This window comes from Phaeodactylibacter sp. (genome assembly GCF_040219495.1).
Lineage (GTDB): Bacteria > Bacteroidota > Bacteroidia > Chitinophagales > Saprospiraceae > Phaeodactylibacter.
In genome coordinates this window covers 80,641-103,321 of the sequence record NZ_JAVJSK010000016.1, presented here as the reverse complement: position 1 = coordinate 103,321, position 22,681 = coordinate 80,641, and the positions used below count along the sequence as shown (strand labels likewise).

At 53.2% G+C, this 22,681-nt stretch carries 17 protein-coding genes; 10 read left to right on the top strand and 7 right to left on the bottom strand.

All coding sequences use genetic code 11. The annotated features are described in order from the left end of the window. Positions 1-16 precede the first annotated feature (16 nt). The gene (locus tag RIC19_RS03090; protein ID WP_350176723.1) at positions 17-241 is read left to right on the top strand and encodes a hypothetical protein; all 225 of its coding nucleotides are present in this window, start codon (positions 17-19) and stop codon (positions 239-241) included. 21 nt (positions 242-262) lie between these two features. On the opposite strand, the gene RIC19_RS03085 is transcribed toward RIC19_RS03090, so the two are convergent. Next, complete coding sequence (locus RIC19_RS03085; protein WP_350176721.1) at positions 263-598, bottom strand: 2Fe-2S iron-sulfur cluster-binding protein; 336 nt, start codon at positions 596-598, stop codon at positions 263-265. A gap of 283 nt (positions 599-881) precedes the next feature. Between RIC19_RS03085 and RIC19_RS03080 the strand changes: the two genes are divergently transcribed. The 3 genes from RIC19_RS03080 (at position 882) to RIC19_RS03070 (ending at position 4,074) form a co-directional block, all read left to right on the top strand. Continuing rightward, positions 882-1,454, top strand: a complete 573-nt coding sequence (locus RIC19_RS03080; protein ID WP_350176719.1) for a hypothetical protein — start codon at positions 882-884, stop codon at positions 1,452-1,454. Between the two features lie 90 nt (positions 1,455-1,544). Then, positions 1,545-3,110 carry a hypothetical protein gene (locus RIC19_RS03075; protein ID WP_350176717.1) on the top strand — a complete coding sequence of 522 codons (1,566 nt, stop codon included), beginning with the start codon at positions 1,545-1,547 and terminating at the stop codon, positions 3,108-3,110. A 28-nt stretch (positions 3,111-3,138) separates the two neighbouring features. Then, positions 3,139-4,074 (top strand): alpha/beta fold hydrolase, encoded by a 936-nt coding sequence (locus RIC19_RS03070; RefSeq protein ID WP_350176715.1) that lies wholly within the window; start codon positions 3,139-3,141, stop codon positions 4,072-4,074. Positions 4,075-4,177: 103 nt separating this feature from the next. Here the strand turns inward: RIC19_RS03070 and RIC19_RS03065 are convergent, their stop codons facing one another. The 4 genes from RIC19_RS03065 to RIC19_RS03050 form a co-directional block, all read right to left on the bottom strand. Beyond that, on the bottom strand, positions 4,178-4,957 hold the full coding sequence (locus tag RIC19_RS03065) for a M90 family metallopeptidase (RefSeq protein ID WP_350176713.1): 780 nt from the start codon (positions 4,955-4,957) through the stop codon (positions 4,178-4,180). A gap of 172 nt (positions 4,958-5,129) precedes the next feature. Next, positions 5,130-6,476 (bottom strand): sigma-54-dependent transcriptional regulator, encoded by a 1,347-nt coding sequence (locus RIC19_RS03060; RefSeq protein ID WP_350176711.1) that lies wholly within the window; start codon positions 6,474-6,476, stop codon positions 5,130-5,132. Then, entirely contained in the window at positions 6,473-7,579 is a 1,107-nt protein-coding gene (locus RIC19_RS03055; protein ID WP_350176709.1) for a sensor histidine kinase, read from the bottom strand. Before RIC19_RS03055 ends, RIC19_RS03060 begins: the two co-directional genes overlap by 4 nt. Before the next feature lie 4 nt (positions 7,580-7,583). Further along, positions 7,584-8,207 carry a DUF308 domain-containing protein gene (locus RIC19_RS03050; protein ID WP_350176707.1) on the bottom strand — a complete coding sequence of 208 codons (624 nt, stop codon included), beginning with the start codon at positions 8,205-8,207 and terminating at the stop codon, positions 7,584-7,586. A gap of 215 nt (positions 8,208-8,422) precedes the next feature. On the opposite strand from RIC19_RS03050, the gene RIC19_RS03045 reads away from it, so the two are divergent. The 6 genes from RIC19_RS03045 to RIC19_RS03020 all read left to right on the top strand — a co-directional run bounded on the left by RIC19_RS03045 (position 8,423) and on the right by RIC19_RS03020 (position 15,031). Continuing rightward, a complete protein-coding gene (locus RIC19_RS03045) occupies positions 8,423-8,806 on the top strand; it encodes a BlaI/MecI/CopY family transcriptional regulator (protein ID WP_350176705.1) in 384 nt (127 codons plus the stop codon). Further along, positions 8,799-10,400 carry a M56 family metallopeptidase gene (locus RIC19_RS03040; RefSeq protein ID WP_350176703.1) on the top strand — a complete coding sequence of 534 codons (1,602 nt, stop codon included), beginning with the start codon at positions 8,799-8,801 and terminating at the stop codon, positions 10,398-10,400. Before RIC19_RS03045 ends, RIC19_RS03040 begins: the two co-directional genes overlap by 8 nt. Positions 10,401-10,517: 117 nt before the next feature. Next, positions 10,518-12,587 (top strand): tetratricopeptide repeat protein, encoded by a 2,070-nt coding sequence (locus tag RIC19_RS03035; protein WP_350176701.1) that lies wholly within the window; start codon positions 10,518-10,520, stop codon positions 12,585-12,587. Positions 12,588-12,874: 287 nt separating this feature from the next. Further along, positions 12,875-13,237 (top strand): hypothetical protein, encoded by a 363-nt coding sequence (locus RIC19_RS03030; RefSeq protein WP_350176699.1) that lies wholly within the window; start codon positions 12,875-12,877, stop codon positions 13,235-13,237. Further along, entirely contained in the window at positions 13,227-14,306 is a 1,080-nt protein-coding gene (locus tag RIC19_RS03025) for a sensor histidine kinase (protein ID WP_350176697.1), read from the top strand. Before RIC19_RS03030 ends, RIC19_RS03025 begins: the two co-directional genes overlap by 11 nt. Beyond that, a complete protein-coding gene (locus tag RIC19_RS03020) occupies positions 14,303-15,031 on the top strand; it encodes a LytR/AlgR family response regulator transcription factor (RefSeq protein WP_350176695.1) in 729 nt (242 codons plus the stop codon). Before RIC19_RS03025 ends, RIC19_RS03020 begins: the two co-directional genes overlap by 4 nt. 60 nt (positions 15,032-15,091) lie before the next feature. Here RIC19_RS03020 and RIC19_RS03015 read toward each other — a convergent pair whose 3' ends face one another. Both RIC19_RS03015 and RIC19_RS03010 read right to left on the bottom strand, forming a co-directional pair. Continuing rightward, complete coding sequence (locus tag RIC19_RS03015; RefSeq protein ID WP_350176693.1) at positions 15,092-19,144, bottom strand: T9SS type A sorting domain-containing protein; 4,053 nt, start codon at positions 19,142-19,144, stop codon at positions 15,092-15,094. 193 nt (positions 19,145-19,337) lie between these two features. Further along, positions 19,338-22,619, bottom strand: a complete 3,282-nt coding sequence (locus RIC19_RS03010) for a VPS10 domain-containing protein (protein ID WP_350176691.1) — start codon at positions 22,617-22,619, stop codon at positions 19,338-19,340. Positions 22,620-22,681 lie beyond the last annotated feature (62 nt).

Genomic DNA, 22,681 nt, shown 5'->3' with positions numbered 1-22,681 from the left:
CAAAACGTTACAAAAAATGATCACGATTTGCTATCCTGAGTACAATAAAGCGGTGCAAAGCTGGGAAAGCCAGCTCCGGGAGATGGTCGTCGCCTACCGCCTGCAAGCTTCGCCTGAGCTGAAGGAACCGGAACTAAGGGAGCACGACAAAGTGATCAGCGGTACAGATGCGATTACCGCCTACCTGAAAAAACTGCGGCAGGATGTGGAGGACTGGCGGGCTCCGGGTTGTGGGGTTTGAGAATAAGGGTTGATTCTCCATCTAACTCTTCCGCCGCCCGCCCCAAATCCACTTCTCCACCATTTCCACTTCCAGGTCCCGGTCTATCGTCACCTGACAGCTAAGGCGGGGGTAGCCGAAGCGCCGGGCTGCTTTGTCGTGCCAATGCTGTGGGGCAGGCACATCGCCATTAATCCATACGCCACAGGTGGCACACAGGCCCCTGCCGTCGCAGTTGAGCCGGCGGGTGTAGGAAGTGTAGGGGCTGATGCCCTGCTGTAGCAAGGCTTGCCGGAGGTTGGTGCCGGGTTCCGCCTGAAAGCTCACCTGTTGGCCATCGCGTTGGGTGACGGTAATTTTATGTGAGGGTTTTTTCATAGGTTTTTTGGTCATCAACTTCAGCAGGGCATTTATGTTTTGGGCGGGCTGGTTTTGGTGTTTTAGTCAGGGGTTTTAATTTTGAATTTAAAATATTGTTTACCAGAGTTTTATGGTCAATTTTTGAATAGATTAAATTTTAAGTCATCCCTTTGATTTTTGTCATTTGATTACTCCCGATATTAGGCTTTCTTACATTCGCTTTGCTGTAAAGGTCTTTTGAAAAGACCGGCGCTTTCCAAAATTAATTTTGCAAACCAGACTAAAATCAAATTTTACCGTTATGAAGAATTTTAAGTTTTTGCTGATGCTCTTCGCCCTTACCGGCGCAATGGTGACCTGGCAGGGCTGTGATGACGATGGGGACAATGAGCCAGAGCCCACCTGTACCGATGGCATCCAAAACGGTGACGAAACCGGTATCGACTGCGGTGGCACTTGTGATCCTTGTGAAGTGGGCATTCAGGGGCAGTGGCAGAGCTCTGGTGCTAATGTAGCACCGCTGCTGGTCAACCTCTTTGGTACAGACAGTATTTATGCTGAGTTCCGCACTGACCTGACCTACACGGTTGAGCAGTACGATACTTCCGGCGCTTTGCTGACCCTCGAGGGTACTTACGAGCAAACGGAAAGTGGCACAGCCGATATTTGGGATATCACGGTTAACCAGTCTACACCTGCTGCCCTGACTTCTGTGGGTATTTTCTCCATTACGGGTACAACGATGCAGTACGAAATCGTACAAACGGAGCCGGATATCGGCGCTGTACCACCCACTGCAGCCGCTGGCTTCGGTAGCACCAACGGCGGTGCACTGGGCAACCTGAATATTCAGACCTACGAGAAAATCGAGTAAGCGGTCATCCGCTTCCCAAAAGGCGCAGCGCAATTTTTTTGTGCTGCGCCTTCTTCTTTCCCAACCAGCAAAACCAATCCTTACCCTACCATGAAAAACCGGCAACTTTGGCTACTGCTGCTATTGTGCCTGCCCTTTGCCGCATTGGCGCAGGTTCCACCTTACTTTAAACAGCTCGAAGAGGCGATTCCGGAAGAATCCGAAAAAGAGTTCCAGTACATTGCCTTTTTCTATAACCACTACAACAACAGCAATATTTACCCCACCAATGACTTCCTCAAAGGGCAGGTCATCGGGCGGCTGTTTGGGCAGAACACAACGACAACTTCTGATTCGCTGACGTCTTCCTTTTTTGAACAGCGCATTCTGCCTTTCTTCATCTATAAGCCTAAGCTGTTTGACAACCGCGTCACCCTTAGAGCTTCCTTTGAGATCGACTACACCTGGGGTGATGTGGCCTACGGCACTGGCGGTAACTCAGGCTCGGCCCCTTCCGGCGATCAGGTCAACCTGCAAACCCAAAACCTGGAGCTGGAGTACATCCCCGCACCGGGCTGGGCCATCAACCTGGGCTTGCAGCGAATGTACGATACGCCCTACAATCCCTACCGGACCTTCTTCGACGATATGCTCAATTCGGCCTACCGGCTCAACTACTGGGGCACGGACGGCGTGGGCATTACCCTGCGCCGAAATGCCGACTACTATCAGTGGAAAGCGGGCTTTTTCCAACTTTATGAAAACAGCATTCAGCGGGTGGACGATGTGCACTTGATGGAATTCAACTATCAGCGGTCACTCGGTACGAAGTGGCACTGGGGCGGTTCTCTATACTATGTCCGCGACCGCTCCAACGGGCAGGGCGGGCCTTCTATCCTCGGGCAGGGGCTCAACAGTACGCTCACACTCTACAACGGTACTTACCGCTTCCCATTCGGCAGTACGCCTTACCGGGCGGATGTGGCATGGCTGGGTACCTACTTCGACTACAACCTCACCCAAATGGCAGACACTTGGTTCCTGTCGGGCTACGTCAATTATAATCTCGGGCGTACCCAACTACAGGAAGAAGGCACCTGGGAAGACGGGCCATCTATCGGCGGGTTTGGCGCCAATCTCCGGCTTGGCTACCGCTATGGCAAAACGCCTAACGATGCGATTTCTACTGACCTGATGTTCACAAGTGGCGATGATAATGGTATCAATGATGACCGCTATAGTGGTGTAATGACCGGCAATACCTGGGCAACACCCGGTGGTTTGAATGTGGCGCACGGTGGCTATCTCCTTTTCCCGCATGCCAATGTAGTGAACCGCTACGTGGCTGCCGTGACGGATATTTCCAATATGGGCTTCGGCCTGACCGGAGGTACGGTAAACCTGAGTCGCGACTTTATCCCCTACAAGCTGAACGGCAAAGTAGGCATGGCTACGGCCATCAGCAACGTCGCACCGGCCAGAGGCGGGCAGTTTATGGGCGTGGAAGGCAACTTCAAAGTCGGCTACACCCTGGGCACCTTTATGGAAATCGAACTCCACGGCGCTTACCTGTGGCTGGGCGACTTCTACGACAGCCCAGCGGTGAACGGCGGAGCGGATGTGCGACCGGTTGACCCCTACACCGCACTCGTCGTTTTTAAGTGGTTGATGTTTTAACCTGAATTTCAAAAAAGCAGAAGTCCAGATGAGAAATACACTTTTCCTCCTCAGTCTCCTTTTCCTGAGCAGTTGCAGCTGGTCTCAAAAGGTGCCCAAGGTGCAGACTTTTGAGGACATTCCCTACCCTTTCCCAACCCAAAAAGTGGAGCTGGAAACCGGGGAGACCGTTGCCTACTTTGACGAAGGGAAAGGCGAGCCCATTATTTTCATCCATGGCCTGGGCAGTTACGCTCCGGCATGGAAAAACAACATAGAAGGCCTGAAAGACCGCTACCGATGTATCGCCATCGACCTGCCCGGCTACGGCAAATCGAGCAAAGGGAAATACGAGGCAAGTATGACCTACTACGCCACTATCGTGAAAGATTTTATGGCAGCCCTTGGTTTGGAAAAAGCCACGCTGGCTGGCCACTCCATGGGCGGGCAGATCGCGATGACTGCTGCCCTGTCCTATCCCGAAAAAGTGAAAAAGCTGCTATTGATGGCTCCCGCCGGCTTCGAGACCTTCCACAAAGGCGAACGGCAGTGGTTCCGCGAAGTCCTGAGCCCTACAGCTGTTAAACTAACCACGGTTGATCAAATCAAGACCAACATTGCCTGGAATTTCTACGATATGCCGGAAGATGCCGAATTTATGATTACCGATCGCATCGCGATGCGCCACGCTGAAGACTTTGATGCGTATTGCTACATCATACCGGAATGCGTAAAAGGCATGGTCGACGAGCCGGTCTTCGACTACCTGCCGCAGATTGAGCAGCCGGTACTGGCCATCTTCGGGCATCAGGACAACCTCATCCCCAACCGCTTCCTGAATGGGGGCACCACGGAGAGTATCGGTCAGAAAGGAGTTGAACAGCTGCCGAATGCCACCTTGCATATGATTGACAAAGCCGGGCACTTCGTCCATTACGAACAGGCTGAAGTAGTCAACAGCCTCATTAGCGACTTTCTGAAGTGATTAGATGGCTAGTGGATTGAGCCGTAGATGTTTGACAGTTAACGCCCAGCACCAGTAAGCCCTCAAGCATGAAAAGATTGTCAACTATTTCGGTCTAGTCGCACTAGTCCAACAGATCCTGCCTGAAAATTTCCTCCAGCAATTCGTATAACTCGGGATGCTTGCGGCGGAGCTGGGCAGGCCGCTCGAAAAAGTACTCGCTAACTACGCTAAAAAATTCGGCTTCGTTGGTCGCCCCATAGGGACGGATGTCAGATTTGCGCCCGCGAATGGACTCCATCTCTTTGTGTACAAATTTCAGCCAGGGAATGGTGTACTGTCGCTCCATTAACTGAGCGGGTAGGCCATCTGTGTCTCCGTCGAACTTATCCAGCAGGTGCACAAATTCATGAATGCCCACATTGCGGCTGTCAGCGTGCCTGAAGCCTTTATGCAGTGCCCGCCGGGAAAGGATCATCATACGCTGCATACTGCCGGTGCCTACCATGCCATTGATGTTTCGTCCTTCGCCTTCTGTCTGGAAGTCGAGGTTGAAGCGGTCGTTATAGAGGAGCACCTCGTTAAGGTTGCGGTAATGCCAGCCGGGGAAACCAAAGAGTGGGATCACCCCGCTCGCAGCTACCAGCAGCCGATCGGTATCCGTCGGTTCTACATCCACACCCGTGATCGTGATCTCCTGAAAAAAGAATTGAATTTCTGATTCGAAACGGGTACGTTCTTCGGGCGTTAATTGACGGTAAAAGTGGACGTTTTCCAGCAAAATATTCCGCCATGCCTCTGGAAAAGGGCCAGTGGGGCGCTTTCTCTTTCGAACGAACCAGACGAAAAAAAGAATAATCAGTATACTCAATAAGGCTATGGTGACGATAATGCGGGGTTCCATTAGGTTTAAGGGGTTAAATGAAAGTCAAGGACATTCTTAATTTAGGATGGATGGACGTAAAGATAAGGATACAAGCCCCATCTTCAGAACGTATGCTCAAAAACACTAAGAAGTTTGATAAGCCCGGCGTTTCCAGGACATGCAGGGGGATTTGGGCTTTTGCAGAGCCATCCTATTCCCTTTCCTTAAGCTTGATGCGGAGCGTTTTCCGGTTGATGCCCAGGATTTTCGCAGCAGCGGTTTTGTTGCCGTCCACGGAGTCGAGGACACGCCTGATGTGCTGCTGTTCCATTTCCCGGAGGGAAAGCAGGGCCTGCGGTTGAGCGGTTCGTTCAGTCTTATCCGCTGCGTGCAGATACGCAGGCAGGTCTGCTACTTCAATCTGGCCATCGCAAAGAATCAGCGCCCGTTGCACCGCGTTTTCCAATTCCCGGATGTTTCCGGGCCAGTCGTGCGCCTTCAGGCGGTGCATAGCCTCTGGAGTGACCCCGGGCTTGGGCCGGCCATAGGATTTGGCGTACTTGTCCAGAAAGTGTTGTATCAGCAGCGGGAGGTCGCTCTTGCGCTGACGGAGGGGAGACGTGTGCAGGTCGATCACGTGCAGGCGATAGTACAGGTCTTCCCGGAATTGCCCCTGCTGGCTTAGGGTATATAAATCGCTGTTGGTCGCGGCAATGACGCGCAGGTCTACCTTCTGCACGGTATTGGTACCCACCATTTTAACCTCTTTTTCCTGAATGACTCGAAGCAATCGCGTTTGCACCGCAGCTGAAGCATTCCCAATCTCATCCAGAAAAATGGTGCCTCCGTCAGCCGCGTGGAAAAAACCGGGGCGGGTCTCGTTCGCGCCAGTGAATGCCCCCTTTACAAAGCCAAAAAGCTCGCTCTCCAGCAAATGCTCCGGAATTGCTCCGCAGTTAACCGTCACGAAGGGGGCTTGCCGGTAGGGGCCACTGTAGTGAATAGCTCGGGCAACCAGCTCCTTGCCGGTGCCGCTTTCTCCCTGAATCAGGGTGGTCGCCCGGGTATCTTTAATGCGCTCAATGAGGTCGATCAGTTCCATAACCGGCTGAGACTGCCCTATGATACCGTGGTAATCGATTGTTTGTTCTTCTTCCGTAGCGGTGGAGACGGTAGTGTCGGTTTTGCCATCTTGCTGCCGGAAAACCTGCTGCACGGCCTGTTGCAACTCTTTTGCCGTGAACGGTTTGGACAGATAGTCGAGTGCGCCTGATTTGACTGCTTCCACTGCGCCGGAAACGGAAGGAAAGCCGGTGATGACCAGCACCGGCAAGTTAGGAAAGTTCGATTTTGCATATTTGACCAGGTGCATCCCATCGAGGCCCGGCATGCGCATATCGGTGATGAGCAGGTCAATCCGGGCATGCTGTAGCAGGTCAATCGCATCGGTGACGGAGGTAGACTGAAAGGTGTTGTACTGAAGGGCATTCAACTGCCGCCGCAGGACTTCCAGCATATCCTGTGAATCATCCACCAGCAAAATACTCCGCTTCTTCATGCCCCGGAAGTTAAGGGAAAGCGGAGGGTAAAGCAAGCGCCTTCTCCGGGCTGACTTTCAAGCTCGATCTGCCCGCCGTGGGTTTTTACAATACCGTGCACGACGCTCAGCCCAAGCCCGGAGCCTTCACCGGGCGCTTTGGTAGAGAAGAAGGGCTCGAATATCCGTTCGCGCAGGTCCTTTTCGATACCGAGCCCAAAGTCCTGTATGCGTAGCACCAGGTTGGTCTCATGCTGTATGAGGGTAAGCCATATCTCCTGTCCCGGGGCAGAGGCGTGCAGGGCATTGATTAAAAGATTGAAAACCACCTGCGTAAACTGTATGGGATCAACTTGTGCCACCAACGGGTGGTCGGGCAAGGAGAGCCGGGGGGTAATGCCGGCTTGTTCGAAAGTAACCCGCAGCAGTTGGAGGGCTTCCTCAATGAGCAGTCCGATATCCGTATTTTGCTTTTGCTGGGGCATTTCACAGGAGAAAAACATGAGCTTTTTGACGATCTCCCGGGCGTGCATAGAGGAGTTGATGATCTTTTCAATATCCTGTCCCACCTGCTGATCATCTGTACGGTCCTGAATCAGCTGAGCGAAGCCGAGGATGTTACCCAGAGGCGTGTTGAGCTCGTGGGCAATGCCGGCCGTGATTTCTCCGAGAATAGACAAGCGGTCTGCCTGCTCGAATTTTCGGCGCAGTAGGGCTTCCCGGGCTTTCTGCTCGTCCCGTTCAATGATGCCGCTGATTTCCTGAGCCAGGGTTTTGAGCAGCAAAGCTTCTTCGTGCAGGAACGGAGGCGGGGCGCCATTCAGGTAATTGTAATGCATCGCCAGGTGCCCGCGCTCAAGCCCACGTACAACGATGGGGTGCTGCTGCGTCTCGTATTTGGATGCCAGGCTGCCGGACCGGTACTGCTGATCGTCGAGGAGGAGGGCAGCAACGGCGAAGTCAGGGTGTTGCCAGGCTTTGGGCAGCGCCTGTACCACTTCCTGTAGCTTCTCCGGAAGGGAAGCGGTGGAAGTGGCAGCAATATTCGAAATCTCATACAGGCAGCTCAGCTCTTTGATGCGTTCCTGCAAGGCGTGTACAACGTCAGGGCTGGCTTCGGGCATATATTCAATTTAGATTTAGTGGAGAATAGGGCGGAAAGGGTCCCTGATCCGCAAATGATGCTTCACTTGAAAAACGTTGGCGCATCTGTCCGAGTTTGATAAAAGCGTAAATTTTGAACAGCCCAAGCAGGGCAAGCGGAAGGGACAAGTCAAAAGGAGCGCTCAGCCACTGCCCCTGAATATTGGCCAGGAGAAATGCTCCCATGCTCACGGATAAAATACCGGTTAGCCCGGCGGGGGTGCAAGCTGGCCATTGCTGCCGCAGGTAGGCATACCTCCTGATTTGGAAATAGCCGGACAAGACGAGCCATAGCCCCAGGAGCAGTGCCAATTGGTTGCTGCCCTGATACAGCAGCACAAGGGCTGCACCACTTGCCAAAAGGTCTATCAGGGCGCTCTGTTGGATGAGCTTTCGCCAGGAGCTGCCTTTACGGAAAAACCAGGCACTGAAGATCAGCCGGGTGATGCCGCTGAAGCCCAGAAGTATCCCCAGTGGCGTGAGCAGAGGCAGGCGCTGCTCTACGGTGTAGCATAGCGCCACTACGCTTAACCCCAACATGGCCACCCCTTCGAGTACCATCACTTCTCTGCTGTCCATCAGTCGTTTGCCTTCTGTTATCATCACCATCGGATTTGGTTAGGTCTTGATGATGGGTATTCAATTGGCGTGCCAGGATTTTATATTGCTGAATATCAATAATTTATACCTAGTTACTAGCCTTGCCGACCGGTACAAAACACCTCGGCTGGTACTTTTTGTACCAGTTGGTTCTGAGTTTTTTCACAGCAGGTGTTGACTTTACGACAAGTGTCGTATATATTTGTACGACAAAAGTCGTAATTATGGATTATTACCCATCAGATACAGAACTGGACATTCTTAGGGTGCTTTGGGACAAGCAGCCCCGGACGGTACGGGAAGTGCACGAAGCACTGTCATCAATCAAAGACGTAGGCTACACCACCACCCTCAAGCAAATGCAGCGGATGCTGGACAAAGGCGCCTTGCACCGGCAGGAGGACGGGCGGGCACATCTGTACAGTACATCTCTGAAAGCGCCTAAAGTGCAGCGCTCCCTGCTAAGCCGTCTAACGGAGAAAGCGTTTGGTGGCTCGGCTATGGATTTGGTCATACAGGCCCTTGGCCATGGCGACCCCACAGCAGATGAACTGGATCAACTGGAGCAGCTCATTGCAGAAAAGAAAAAACAGCAAAAAGATGGTTGATGTACTTATTAGCGGGCATATGCTGACGGCGCTGGGCCATGCGCTCGTGCACAGCCTTTGGCAGTTCACCCTGCTGGCTTTTCTGGGAGCAAGTGTCAAACGTTTTCGGTTTGGCCTTTCTAAGGCCTCAAAGTACTGGGTTAGTTTTATCTTGTTACTGGTCTGCGGACTGTCCTTTGGGGTGACATTTGGCCATTATTTCAGCATGGCTCCTCATACGGGTGCAATAGCGGATATGCCTGTTGAAGCACCGTTACAACCCCTACCGGAGAGTGGGGCATTATCGGAAGCGCCGACAGCTTTAGAAGGCCTGTTTGATCAGTGGTCGGGCTATTTACCGTTTATGGTAAAACTCTGGATACTAGGGGTGCTTCTTCTGAGCCTTAAGCAAATTGCAGAATATATCTTCCTCAGGCACCTTCGGCACTATGGGGTGCAGGCACCATCCAAAGACTGGATAGTGCGCTTCGAAGCTTTACAGCAAAAAATGGGGGTAAGCGGTGCAGTTACTTTCCTGGAGTCCACTTTGCTTAAGGGCATAGGCACCTTCGGATACCTGAAACCCATGATACTGATCCCGGCAGGTATGCTTAGCCAGCTGACAGAAGCGCAGGTGGAGGCCTTGATATTACATGAGTTGGCCCACATCAAGCGCAACGACTACCTGCACAATCTGATCGTTCGACTTTTTGAAACCCTTTTCTTTTTTCATCCGGGCATCTGGTGGCTCAGTCAGCAGTTGAAGGAATTACGGGAAGAATGCTGCGACGAGATGGTCTGCCAGACTGGCACGCCCCCCTTGCTCTATGCAGAAGCCCTTATACAATCCGCCCGATTTTCTTCATCTTCAAAAGTTACTTTAGTTATGAATGCTAATGCTCATTTGTCCAATCGTATCCAGCAGTTGCTGCAACTTCCAACCTCCTCCTTCAGTACGCAGGCCGCCATGCCAGTAGGCCTAAGTGGAATGTTGCTGATCCTGGCATTGTCCACCATTAGCTTTGTGCCAGCCCTTCAGTCTCAGCCGGTGGTGAGCATCGATCAGGGCGTATCGAAGACCTTGTATCTAAACACGGACAACCCTCTGACCATAGCGATATCCGGTGTGTCGGATAAGGATGTAGTGGTCACTGCGCCAGATCACCTGAACCTGAAGAAAGATGGAGCCGGGCTTTATGTCGCCCGCCCGGTACAGCCAGGCGGTGCTACCCTTGAAATCGAAGCGCCGGGCCTGGGGCAAGTGTCCGTTGACTTTAGTGTGGAGCGTTATCCTGACCCAACTGCTAACCTGGCCGGGCTCAAAGGCGGAAAGATGGAGGTAGAAGTTTACAAAAGGCTGGAGCGGGTCCGCCTGTCGGCTTCCACAACCTTTAATCAACCTTGTGAAGTATCCGGTTTCACTATGGTTCAAATTATCCCAAAGCAGGACCCGGTGGAGGTTGTCATGAAGGGCGCCGCTTTTTCAGAGCCAGCTAAGCGGCTGATGTCCAAAGCTATACCAGGTACTATGACCTACTTCGATGAGGTCCGGTGCCTATGCCCCGGCGATGAAACGCCCCGCCAAATCAACTCTATGGTCTTTAGGCTGGAGTAGGAGATTTTCCGTGAAGGTAGTAGTCAAGGGGTGAAATTTTTGATTGCCAGAAGTTGATTTTTCAGTATTTACTGAAAGGTTTTTGCTATTTTGCCCCGGAATCAACCAGAACAAGCTATGGCGGACCGCCTCAAGTTGATGCTCTGGGTGTGCTGCTGCCTACTTGCCTATACTCCTCTGTTCAGCCAACAGTTAACTGTAGATAGTGTCCTGTCAATGGTTGAACGAGGTCAGCCAGACACGCTGCAAGTGGAATATCTCACGAAGCTTAGCAGCTATTATATGAGGCGCGATCTGGACAAAGCGATTCATTTTGCTAATCGCGCCAGCGAACTGGCAGAGCGTACAGGTCAATACTACCATATGGGTAAAGTACTGACCAACAAAAGTGTAGCATACCTGGACAAAGGGATGATAGATTCCGTAAACATTATTGCGGAGCAGGCAGAAGCGCATTTCCGGAGTCACCCTAATGTCGTGGAACTGTCTAACCTGTACAGTACCCGCGGGCATCTGGAGCGGCGGCTCGGCCGTAATGATAAAGCCTTTGAATGGTACCTTAAATCAGTGCGCAACATTGAAGAGCATGCAAAAGACTCTTCTGATTGGTACGCCTTGCCGGCTTTCCTCAATAACGTAGCTATTTCATTAAGGCAGCAGGGAGATTACGACGAAAGCCTCCGGTACCTGAAACAAGCCCTTACATTGGCGGAAGCTAAAGACAATAAATTGACGATCTGCGTATTGCTATCCGGGATCGGTAGCTGCTTGGAAGCGAAGGGGGATTTTCAGGGGGCCCTGCAGGGCTTTCAGCGTTCCCTGGCAATTAAAGATGAAATCGAGGACCAGGTTGGGAAAATCTCGCTACTCAATAATATAGGCCGGCTGTACGTAAAAATGGGACGTTTTGAAGCAGCAGAGGACTATCTTCAGCAGGCTCTAATGATTAGCGATGCGCTGGGGTATGCCACTGGCCGGCTTTCTGTCTTGTCGGTGCTGGCTAAAGCTGCACTACAGCAGGACAACTATCAGGGGGCAATAGAATGGGGGCAGAAAGGGCTGTTGCTTGCAGTAGAGGATGGCAATACACAGGCTGCACTTGACTTCTATGACCTATTGGGTACAGCGTATGCCGGGCAGGGTAGTTACGATAAGGCTTATGAGTATCGCTCTTTATACGCAGCAGCAAGCGACTCTGCGGGGGTTCAGCAACGGCAGCAAAACCTGGATCAGCTCCGGATGGCCTATGAAGTGGAAAAAACGGAACAGGAAAATGAATATCTGAAAGAGCAAAGGGGGAAAGATCAGGTGATCATCGGCCAACGCAATACCATGATGATGGTAGGTGCTTTTGCGCTGCTGCTGTTGGTGCTCGTCATTGGCCTGATTTACCGCGACCTCAAACGCAAGCAAAGCTACAGTCAGCAACTGGAAGCTACAGTAGCTCAGCGTACTGACGCTCTGCAACGGGCCAATAGGGATTTGGAGCAGGCTAACTACGAGCTCAGCTCTCTGAGTTACATCGCCTCTCACGATATCAAAGAGCCCATACGGGTGATGAGCAATTACGCAGGGCTCATCCGGAAACAGTTGCCGGAGGAGTTAGACCGAAAATTTAAAGATTACTTTGAAATCATTCAAACCAGCAGTCGGCAATTGTACACGCTTATTGAAGACTTTATGCGGTACTCCGACCTGGCCAGACAAGACAAGGGGGAAGCGGAGCAGGTTGATATGCGAAGGTTTATGCAGAATCTGACCAAGACGTTGGACCCTGAACAGCATGCCTCGGGGAAAGTAGAATACCGGGGCTTGGAGGCGGTAAGCGTCAACCGGTCCATGTTGTTTTTGGTCATAAAAAACCTGGTTGAGAACGGGCTGAAGTACAACAAAAGTGAACAACCGCAGGTGCTCGTCTCCTGTACCCGGCAGGGTAGCAACATAGAGCTGCGGGTGACAGATAATGGCATTGGCATTCCGGCACCCTTTCAGGAGAAGATATTCGAAGCCTTCAAACGACTGCATTCGAGGGCTGAATACGGGGGCACCGGGCTTGGCCTGGCTATCGTCAAACTGGCGGTAGGTAAGCTCGGTGGGGAGATTCGGCTCGAAAGCGAGGAAGGGAAGGGGAGTACCTTTATTGTTTTCTGCCTCGAGGAGGTTGATGGAGCAACGGCTGGGGGGTAAGATAGTCTAAGCTTGCTCATTCATCGGGCTATATTGCGATTGGCCGGTTAGCGCTGGTGTGGCGTCCTGTAAGCGCTCATATTTGTGGGTGTAAGGATCACCCGATTGAATATTTACGAGCTTGTTGGGATTTTGCTTTCGGAGTGAACGCAGCCAGAAGTGTAAAATCCAAACTAGCTCCAAATCAACACCACGCTATGAGGATGTTAATACCCCCTTTTCCGCAGCTACAGATATTGATAAATATTATCATGATTGGGCTTTTTTGGGCAGGCTCGCAAATTTTTATGAATTTAAATGCCCAGGATACGCCTGTCGACCCGGCACTGCTTGAAGGAGACTGGCAGGTCGACCTCAGGCCCGCACCGGATGCACAACCCTACTGGCAAACGCTTGTTATCAAAAAGCCTGGCGGGAGCACCTTTTCCGGTAGCTTTTACGGGTCAAAATTTAAAAAAGGACTCCTGAATACGCAGTGGGCAGACCTGCACTTAGCTTTTGAGACCCGCGACCGGAACAATACGTACTACCATGTTGCCCGCTTCGATGGCAAGGAACTGCAAGGGCAAACCTACTGCCCCCAACGGAAGTTTATCGCACCCTGGACAGCCACAAGAACTCAAACAAAAATCCATCCGGATGAACCCTAAATACCCTTTTTGGAGGCGTCAAATGCTGGGCGTTTCGGTGTACGAATACTTTGTCGTCCTGGGGCTGTACCTCTTTTTCGCCTTCAGTTACCACCTGACGCTGTGGCTCAACAGTATGGACTTCAGGGAGGAAGGAGAAAGCCTGTTCAGCTTAAAGGAGTTTATGGACAATGCCGGGTTACAGTACCTGTGTATGGCCCTGCTCACCCTGCCTATTTGGTGGGTGGTCTTCCGGGGGCTGAAGCACTGGGAACTGAAATACCGGCTGCTGCTGCACCTGCCTGGGCTGCCCCTTTTCGTACTGGCAGGCTGGAAGGGCTACTACTGGCTGGCAGAGCAGCTGGGGTTCGGGCACATGGGGGGCTGGGGGCAGGTGTGGGACATTTACATCCCGGCGCTGTTCTACTTTATTCAGTTTGGTATCTTCCACGGGTACGAATACTACCGCAACAATCAGCGTAACCTTCAGCTCAAAGCGGCGCTCAGTGAAGCAGCACTGAAGAGCGAGCTGGCGGCACTCAAGGCGCAGCTTAATCCCCATTTTTTGTACAATACGTTCAACGCCATCAGCGCTTCCGTACCACCGGAGCAGGAGCAGACGCGGGAGATGATCGCGCAACTGGCTGACCTGTTCCGGTATCAGCTTAAAGCCTCCAAAACAGAGCAGGTCGCCCTGGGAGAAGAACTGGGCTTTGTGGAAAAGTACCTGGCACTGGAGAAAGCACGCTTTGAAGACCGACTGCAGGTTGTGGTAGATGTGCCGGAGGCATTGCGGGAACGGAAAGTCCCTCCGATGATCCTGCAACCTCTGGTGGAAAATTCCATCAGGCATGGTATCTCCAACCTTATTGAGGGTGGGCAGGTCCTCATCCGCATCCGGCTACAGGGCGAGCGGTTAGCCTTTGAAGTCTCTGATACCGGTACAGGGGTTCAGGAAAAAGCCCACCTGTTCCGCAATGGCGGTGTAGGGCTCAAGAATACCCGCTTGCGGCTGGAAAAGCAATACAACAGTCACCTGAAGATTAGCGATAATCAACCCCGCGGCCTAAAAATTGAATTTGTAATATGAAGAAGGTCGTTTTAGTAGACGATGAATCTGCCGGCCGGAAGCTTATTCAGCAATACCTGAAAGCATATCCGGAACTCGTTTTGGTTGGAAAAGCCAATAACGGCGTGGATGCCATCAAAGTGATTAATGAATTTCAGCCGGACCTGCTGTTCCTGGATGTTCAGATGCCGGGTATGAATGGCTTTGAAGTGCTTACCCATTTGGAAGAAATTCCGCAGATCATTTTTTCTACTGCCTATGATCAGTACGCCCTCAAAGCATTTGAGGTACATGCGGTGGACTACCTGCTCAAGCCCTACACCAAAGAGCGTTTTCATGAAGCCGTTCAGCGGGTACTGCAATCCGAAAGCCAAACGGAGGCGGGGCACCTCACCGAAAGCCTGCTCGAAGAAAAACAAACCTATCCTGAGCGCATCCTTGTGCAATCCGGGCGCCGGTTGATCAACCTGGCCGTGCAGCGCATCATCCGTGTTGAAGCCGATGGCGATTACTCCCGCCTGATTACCGGAGAACAAACTTACCTCAGCAATTACGGTATCGGAAAAATTGAGGACCGGCTTGATCCGAAAGTTTTTCTTCGTGTCCACCGTTCCTCTATTATTAACATCCGCTACGTTGAGAGCGTCGATAAGTACGCCAGCAGCTATGACGTGAAGATGCAGAACGGAGACGTGGTTCGGGTAAGCCGCGGGTATATGGATAAAATTAAGGCGCTGACGTTTTAGGTGCGGGCTGCCAGCGCTTCTACTGTACCCACTGCTTTTCCTTTGGACCAGACCTGAGACTTAAGATTTCATCAGGGATATATTCCTTTGCCTCCCGCTTTGGGACCGTACCGTGATGAAATACAGCCCGCTTTGCAATGGTTTCAACCAATTGTCCAGCCGGAAGGTTTGCTGCCCGGCTTCCAGTGGAGCTTGCTGTAAAATCCTTCCCATTGCATCGTGCAAATAGATTTCCATTACGCCCTGATTGCTGCCCTCTTTGATGAGCAGCGTAGCGTGGTCAGTAACCGGATTGGGCGAAACTTGCAGGGCAAAATCAGACTCAGGCTCAACTGTGCGGGTATTCATCCCATCCCAAGATACTCCTGTACGCCTGCTCTCCAGATCCGCAGTACTAATCCACTTGCGCCTCAGGTATTCAGAAAGCCCGGAGAGCTGTTCCTCATCAAGGGGCTCTTCATAAAAAAGTAGTTCGCCAATGCTGCCTTCCCAGTGGGTGTCGGTGCAGTCGGTCCAGCCCACCGGCTCTGTAAAGCTCTGCGCCAGCACACAGAAATCCATTGGATTAGCAGTGGCCATCGGATCAACTGCTTTTCCATTGAGGTAGGTTTGCCCATTGAGGGTGCTGGCGGGGGTAGTCTCTGCGTATAGCTGTTCGGCAGGCATGGCGGAATAAGGCATGACATTAGACAAGCCGAAAAACGGCGCGCTTCCCCTCCAGGATAAGGCATTTTCCTCATAAGCCATCACCACCGTTTGGTAGCCCGAGAACCCTTCCTGAATACACTGGAACCAGATGGTCGCAAAGTCAGCTATGCCCAGCCCATTCTGCTGATTACCCCGAAGCGCGAACCAGCTGCCATCGCTCCAGCCGTTTTCTGGTGTAAAAGCCCACTCGTATAACGAACTGGAAACCGGGGCAGGGTCATCCATTTGTCCGTTCCCATCCAGGTCGGAAGCATCCATGCGGACGATCAGACCGGGGATTTGCATGGGGTCCATCGGCTCCGGGAAGGGCGCTGCCCACCAGGCCGCTACCCAATAGTCCCTGGGTTCCGGGCCGGGGGCGAAAGTGGTGCCCTCGTGTACAGGCGTATCGCCACAGGACTGGGTGTACCAGAAGTAAATCAAGTCAGGGTCAGCGTCTTCTACGCCCAGGATACCTTCTTCTACCTCACTAACCACCGGCTGAACAGGCATGGTAACGGAGAATCCGGGCCGGTTGCTGCTCATAAGCCCGGTGGCTTGCTGTACGGCGGCTATCCAGTAATTACCTGGTGCCGGCGGCTGAAAGGTGGGGCCGATAGCTAGTATTTCCGAGGCACCTTCATCGGCAAGCCAGTAGTAGTCTATGCCGGGTTGGGGGGCTTCGATGGCGACCTGACAGCTGTTTTCCTGAACTACATGAAGGTTGGCGGCTACAAAAGTGGCTGCAGTTTCGATAAGGAAGTCTGCCTCCGTACAGCTTTGGTTTTGATCCTTCACCTGATACCGGTAGGCACCGGCTGACAGTCCCCGGCGGACCGTTTGGTTGCCGGCGGCGGGGTTATATTGCCAGACCTCGTCCGGGTCCAGCCCGATAAACTCCAGTTCCTGAAGCTGTATGGCATCTGCTCCGCTATTGGCGGTAATGTAAAAACGGTAATACAGGTAGACCGCTTCATTAGTGGTTTGGAATGCTTTCTGTTGACGCCGCTGCGGAAAGTCTATGCCCTGCCGGGTATCAAGCGTTTCCCAGTCCATACCATTCATTGACCCTTCCAGGCGCCACGCTGCGGGGTCTCGCCCGGGCACATCATCGCCGGACATTACGCTGTAGGACTGCACCCTGCGCCCTTCCGGGAAATAGTAGCTCAGCCAAACATCGGCTTCTCCCAATTGCAACCACTTGGTAAACGGGTCGTCGTCGAAAGCATACTCCGGTAAATGGCCGAAGTTGTACCCACTAGCCGTTGGGGTTCCACCGGTAGCAGTCAGGTCTTGTACCGTCTTTTCGTACCAGGCAATTTCATAGTCGGGGCGGCCTCCGGTTATGGTTAAGTAAATAGCCCCGGTGTTGCCTTCACTAGAAGAAGTGAAGTATTCCGCACTAACCGAGAGGGGCTCTTGCGGGGCATCAAGGTTAATGTCCTTTTCAACGGTGCAGCCATCAGGAGTGGTCACGCTGACGGTGTAGGTGCCGTCTGAAAGGCCGGTTACCTCAGCTGCACTGTCTCCGGTAGACCATTGATAGCTTAAGTCTTCCGACGGATACCCTGAAGTGGAAACCGTCGCTGACCAGTCCTCGTCGTAGGCCGTACAAAGGTCAACCGACAGTACCGGTGACGCTTCAATATTGGCGGAAGCCTCCACGCCGCACCCATTCCCATCTGCTGCCCAGTACTCATAAAAACCGGGTGCCAGGCCAGTGTGCGCAGTGCCTACGGACGATCCATTCCAAAATACCTCGTAGGGCCCTTCTCCTCCGCTAAAGTTAAAACCTATAGATCCGTTATCCATACCGGAGCAATCGGTGTCTGTAGCGAAAGGTGTGGCCAACAGGTCGTAGCTGTCTACGTCAGTTTGCTCAATATACCAGGTATGTGACTCAAAGGGGCGGGGGTAGATGTCATCAAAGTGGGCATCGTAGCGCACCCAGCTTGTGGTGTCTTCTACGGTCAGCGTCAGCTCGTAGGTGTCGCAACTGCCAAAGGTGACGTTGACGGCTTCCGTGCCTTGCGCAATGACTTTGCCATTCAGCAGCCAGGTGTAGACCTGTGTGTTGGGCTCCGGCTTGACAATATCAGCAGAAAAGGAGAGCGTCGTAGTTCCTGTGACTTCAAGTTGTGGTGAGGCTGGCACCGGGCTTTCGATCACATCTACGTATTTGTAAAGGTGGCAGACTACGCGTTGCCGGCAGGGCGGGCAGAGGTCCTGCCCGTAGCCCCATCCGAATCCGCCAGCTCCCATGTAGCAGCCCCGGGCGGTTGGGCGGTGGCAGCCAAAGTAGTTGGTTAGCGCCCCTTCGAAAGCCCCGATTTTGTCCAGGTTGTCGCCAACATAGGGCGTAGGGAGTTGGGTCTCCGGCTCAATCCATTTTCGCCAGGGGATACTGTCCTGAATGGTAAACCGGGTGGTATTGGCGCTTTCCCAGCAGTTGCCGCCTGACCATTCGCCGCTGGACGTATACTCGTCGGGCACTTGTGGCATAGTGTGCCCGAATTCATGCAGTAGCGTTTCCCAACCCACACCAAACATCAAGCCATCGCCGGTCCGCGTTTCGGGCTGTAGGCCGGCCCCGCCGCCACCACCGGTCCGGGAGATGGAGAAGAGAGTAGCCCATCCATGCTCCTCATCCGCCCAGGGTAGGAAATGCAGGTCTCGTATACCTTTGAGAATTGCCCAGCTCCAGCCGGTCTCCTGGCTTGGGGCATCTGGCCACCACCAGGCGGAGAGGTTGAAAAAATTGCGGTAGCGGGCGTAGGGTTCCTTTTCCAGCACGCTGCCCGGTGTGAAGGTGGGCAACAGGCTGTCCTGCAGCAGGCCAACAAATTGAGCTTCATCAACAAAGGCATTACCGGGATTCGGCATGCCCCGGTTTTGAATGGCCCAGTTGATGCGGTTGTCTTTGGGGCCGCTTTCCAAAAGCATCGTGATACTTTGCTGCTCGAGTATCTCCGGTATGCTCATGCAGGAGTCATCGTCTATCGTTGCCAGAGGATTGTAATTCACGGCATCGGGATCGGTACAGCCCGGAATTTCCACTTCACAGCCGGAGGTGTTGACGCCGAATGCGAAAAAGCCTTCCTCACCTTCCTCCAGGGTATAGTTTAAAACCTCTCCTCCGATAGCAATGCTCACCGTACCTCCATTCCACCCATCACCATAACTGTCCCGGGCGTGGAGCAGGTAGCAGGCATCGGGCAGGCATAGGGTGGTGTCGTAAGTGCTGTTATCGGCATCCGCCTGAAAGCTGGCCTGGGGGTTTTCTGATTCATCGAGGAGTTCCCAACTGACCTCTGCGCCCCATTCAGCGGTGACTGTAGTGATGTGGACTTCCGTGAAGGCACACTGGGCTGCTGCGAAATGCGGAAGGCAGGCCAGGAGGAAAAGGATTAAAGGCGTATTTTTCATGAAGGGTGGTTTGTACCTTGCATTAAAGTAGTATAAAATGATCAGCTGTTCACGACCTATTGAAAAAATGATGCTTTTATTGACGATAATTAGCATCATCCAGCCTTGTAGCTCCTGCTAAAACACAACAGCCCCGGACATTGACATTTGCCAACATCCGGGGCTGCTCTTTCGTCCTGATGAAAGTAGAGGATTATTCCCCTGCCCCAATCGGCCGCTGAGGCGTATACGGCGCGCCAGCTTCTTCCAGTGCTTTCTCGATAGCTTTGACTTCCACCTCAGTCAGTTGCCGCATACGTTTGAGGATAGGCTGTGCCTCTTCCTTTACAATCGCGAGGGCATCGCGCTGTGTTTGCGTAGGCGCAGAGGTAGAGCCCCACATCTCGTAAGTCAGCCAGCCGAGGCGGTCCATGATGCCCATGGGCGCACCCTGATCGAGCTCGGAGGCGATACGGTCTCCGTTCAGCTCCGTTTGCAGGGCTTGGAGTTCCTGCCCGGCCTTCAGTACGCGGGTGCGGAGGGCCTCGTCTGCATCCGGAGTGAGAAAGAGGGCGTGGCGGATAGCTTCCAGTCTTTCTTCGGTTTCGCTCAGGCGTGTGGTTGCCCCGTTGAGGCGGCGGTTGGTCTCCTGTACTTCCGCCTGGAAGTTGAGGAGCTCCTCCCGAGGCTCAGCGGGTAGGGTGACACCGCCCAGGCTTTTCAGTTTAAACGGTTGCGGTTCAACCAGCTCGGTTTGTTCACTGCCTTTCACCTGATAAAGGGCAATGAGATAGTCACCGGGTGCAGCCATAACGCCGGAGTCATCATTGGGGGAGCCGGGGCGGCGGATGGGCGATACATCCGGCATTCGGCCGTCCCAGGTAAGGCGGTGCACCCCTTTGCTGACGGAGGCCTTGAGTTGCCGCTTTACTTCCTTTGTTTTGGCGTCCATGATGGCAAACAGCAGATAGGCATCCTCCTCTTCCCGCTCTGCCTTTAGTTCCTCGTAGGTGGGGTAGCGGATGGGCTCGCCTTCTTTAATCTTTTCTTTTTCGTCCTTTTGGCGCTTAGCTTTCAGCGTCTCTGCACTTTCCTTGATGTAGTAGGTGAAGGTAGCGCCGATGGGCGGATTCTCAGCCATGTAATAACTGGCTCCCTGAAAGCCACGCCCGGAGTAGCCCAGCGGGTCACGCTCAATATAGACGAGCCCGTCCTTAATGGGGAAAATGTGGGCGTCTGCCTCCAGCTGCTCTTCACTGATTTGCCGTAAAGGCGAGTAGTCATCCAGCACGTAGAAGCCACGGCCAAAGGTGGCTAACACGAGGTCATTCTCCCGTTTTTGGATGGCGATGTCCCGTACCGCAATAGTCGGCAGGCCGGCGCCCAGTTTTTTCCAGTGCATTCCACCGTCCGGGCTGAAGAAACAGCTGAATTCGGTGCCGACAAAGAGTAAATCCGCATCCACATGGTCTTCGGCCAGGCTGTAAGCAGAGCCACGCTCAGGCAGGTTATTGCTGATGGACGTCCAGGTGCGACCCTTATCGGTGCTTTTGAAGACGTAAGGCTTGAAGTCCCCGTACTTGTGGTGATTGAAGGCGGCATATACCACGTTTTCATCGTACTGAGAGGCGAGCAACGCATTGACGTAGGTACGCTCAGGCGCGCCTTTGATGTTGTTGACATCAACTTTGGCCCAGTTTTGTCCGCCGTCTTCTGAGATTTGGATCAGCCCGTCGTCGGTACCTACATAGAGCAACTGCTCATTGAGCGGGCTCTCTGAGAAGGCAACGATAGTGCCGTAGGGTGAAGTACTGGCATTCTTCGCTACTGCATCAATACTTTGAATGCGGCCCATGACCGGCAGGGTGTTGCGGTCGAGCTGACGGGTCAGGTCATCGCCCAGGGTAGTCCAGGAATCGCCGCGGTCGTCACTACGGAACAGCTTATTGGCAGCAAAGTAGAGTCGGGTGGGCTTATGGTGGGAAATCATCAGTGGCGCATCCCAGTTCCAGCGAAAAGCATTCTCCCCTTTACCGGGCTTGGGCTGAATGCCCATTTCCTCTCCGCTCGCCCGGTCGTAGCGTACCAGCACGCCGTACTGCGACTGTGCGTAGACGATGTCGGGGTTTTCCGGGTCGATAGCCGATTCAAAACCGTCGCCCCCGTGGGTGACAAACCAGTCGCCATTGGTGATGCCAGTGCTGTTGCGGGTACGGGCAGGCCCGCCCAGGCTGAAGTTGTCCTGTGTGCCCCCGTAGACGTTGTAGAAGGGCAGGTCGTTGTCGACTTCTACTTTGTAAAACTGTGTGACGGGCAGGTTGGGCTTGTAGTTCCAGGTTTTACCGGCGTCGAAGCTTTCGTAAATGCCGCCGTCGCAGCCTACGAGGTAGTATTCAGGCTGCTCCGGGTCTATCCACATGCAGTGGTTGTCGACGTGCTTGTTGGGCTCGCCCACGCGCTGAAAGGTATTGCCGCCGTCGTTGGTGTAGTGCATGTAGGTATCCATGGCGAAGACCATCTCCGGATCAGTGGGGTGGGCTACAATTTCAGAGTAGTAATTCCCGCGGGTGTAGTAGTCGTCTTTTTTAGACCAGCTTGCGCCCCGGTTATCTGAGCGGTAGAAACCGCTGCCTTTGTCGGTCGCCTCAACCATCGCGTAGAGGTATTCCGGATTGGCCGGTGAAATCGCCAGCCCGATACGGCCGATATCACCGGAAGGCAGCCCTTTATTGGCTTTGCTCCAGTTTTGCCCGCCGTCTGTAGTTTTGTAGATGCCGCTGCCCGGGCCACCGCCTACGTAGGTGAAGACGTGCCGGCGCCGCTGCAGGGCTGCTGCATAAAGTATATCCGGATTGCGTGGGTCCATGATCAGGTCGGTTGCGCCGGTGTGCTCGTCCAGCTCCAGGATGAGCGCCCAGTGTTCTCCTCCATCTGTAGATTTATACACGCCCCGTTCTCCACCGCTGCTCCAGAGCGGGCCGATAGCAGCTACGTAAACGGTACGGGAATCACGGGGGTCGACGATGATTTTACCGATGTGCTCGGATTCTTTTAGCCCCATGTGCTGCCAGCTCTTGCCACCGTCTTCCGATTTGTAGACGCCATCGCCGTAGGCTACGGAGCGTTGGTTGTTGTTTTCACCAGTGCCTACCCAGACTACGCTCGGGTTATTGGGGTCGAGGGTGATGCAGCCGATGGAGTAGGAGCCCTGACTGTCGAATATGGGCTCGTAGGTGGTGCCTGCATTCTCCGTTTTCCAAACGCCGCCGGAGGAGGTGGCTACGTAATAAACGGCCCGGTTGTCTGGGTGCACCGCAAAGTCGGAAATCCGGCCGGAAGTCAGCGCCGGACCTATGTTGCGGAATTTCAGGCCACTGAGAGCTGCGGTTTCCAGGTAGTGTTTTTCTTTTTCATCTTTCTGCTTTTTTTGAGCCTGCATGGGAGATACCAAGAGTAATGTGGTAAAAGCCAGGAGCAGGGGAAGTGCTTTTTTCATTTTATTGTGCGTTGATGTTGAATAGCTTACAAAGTAAGTCGTTTTGGGATTCCAGCCAAACA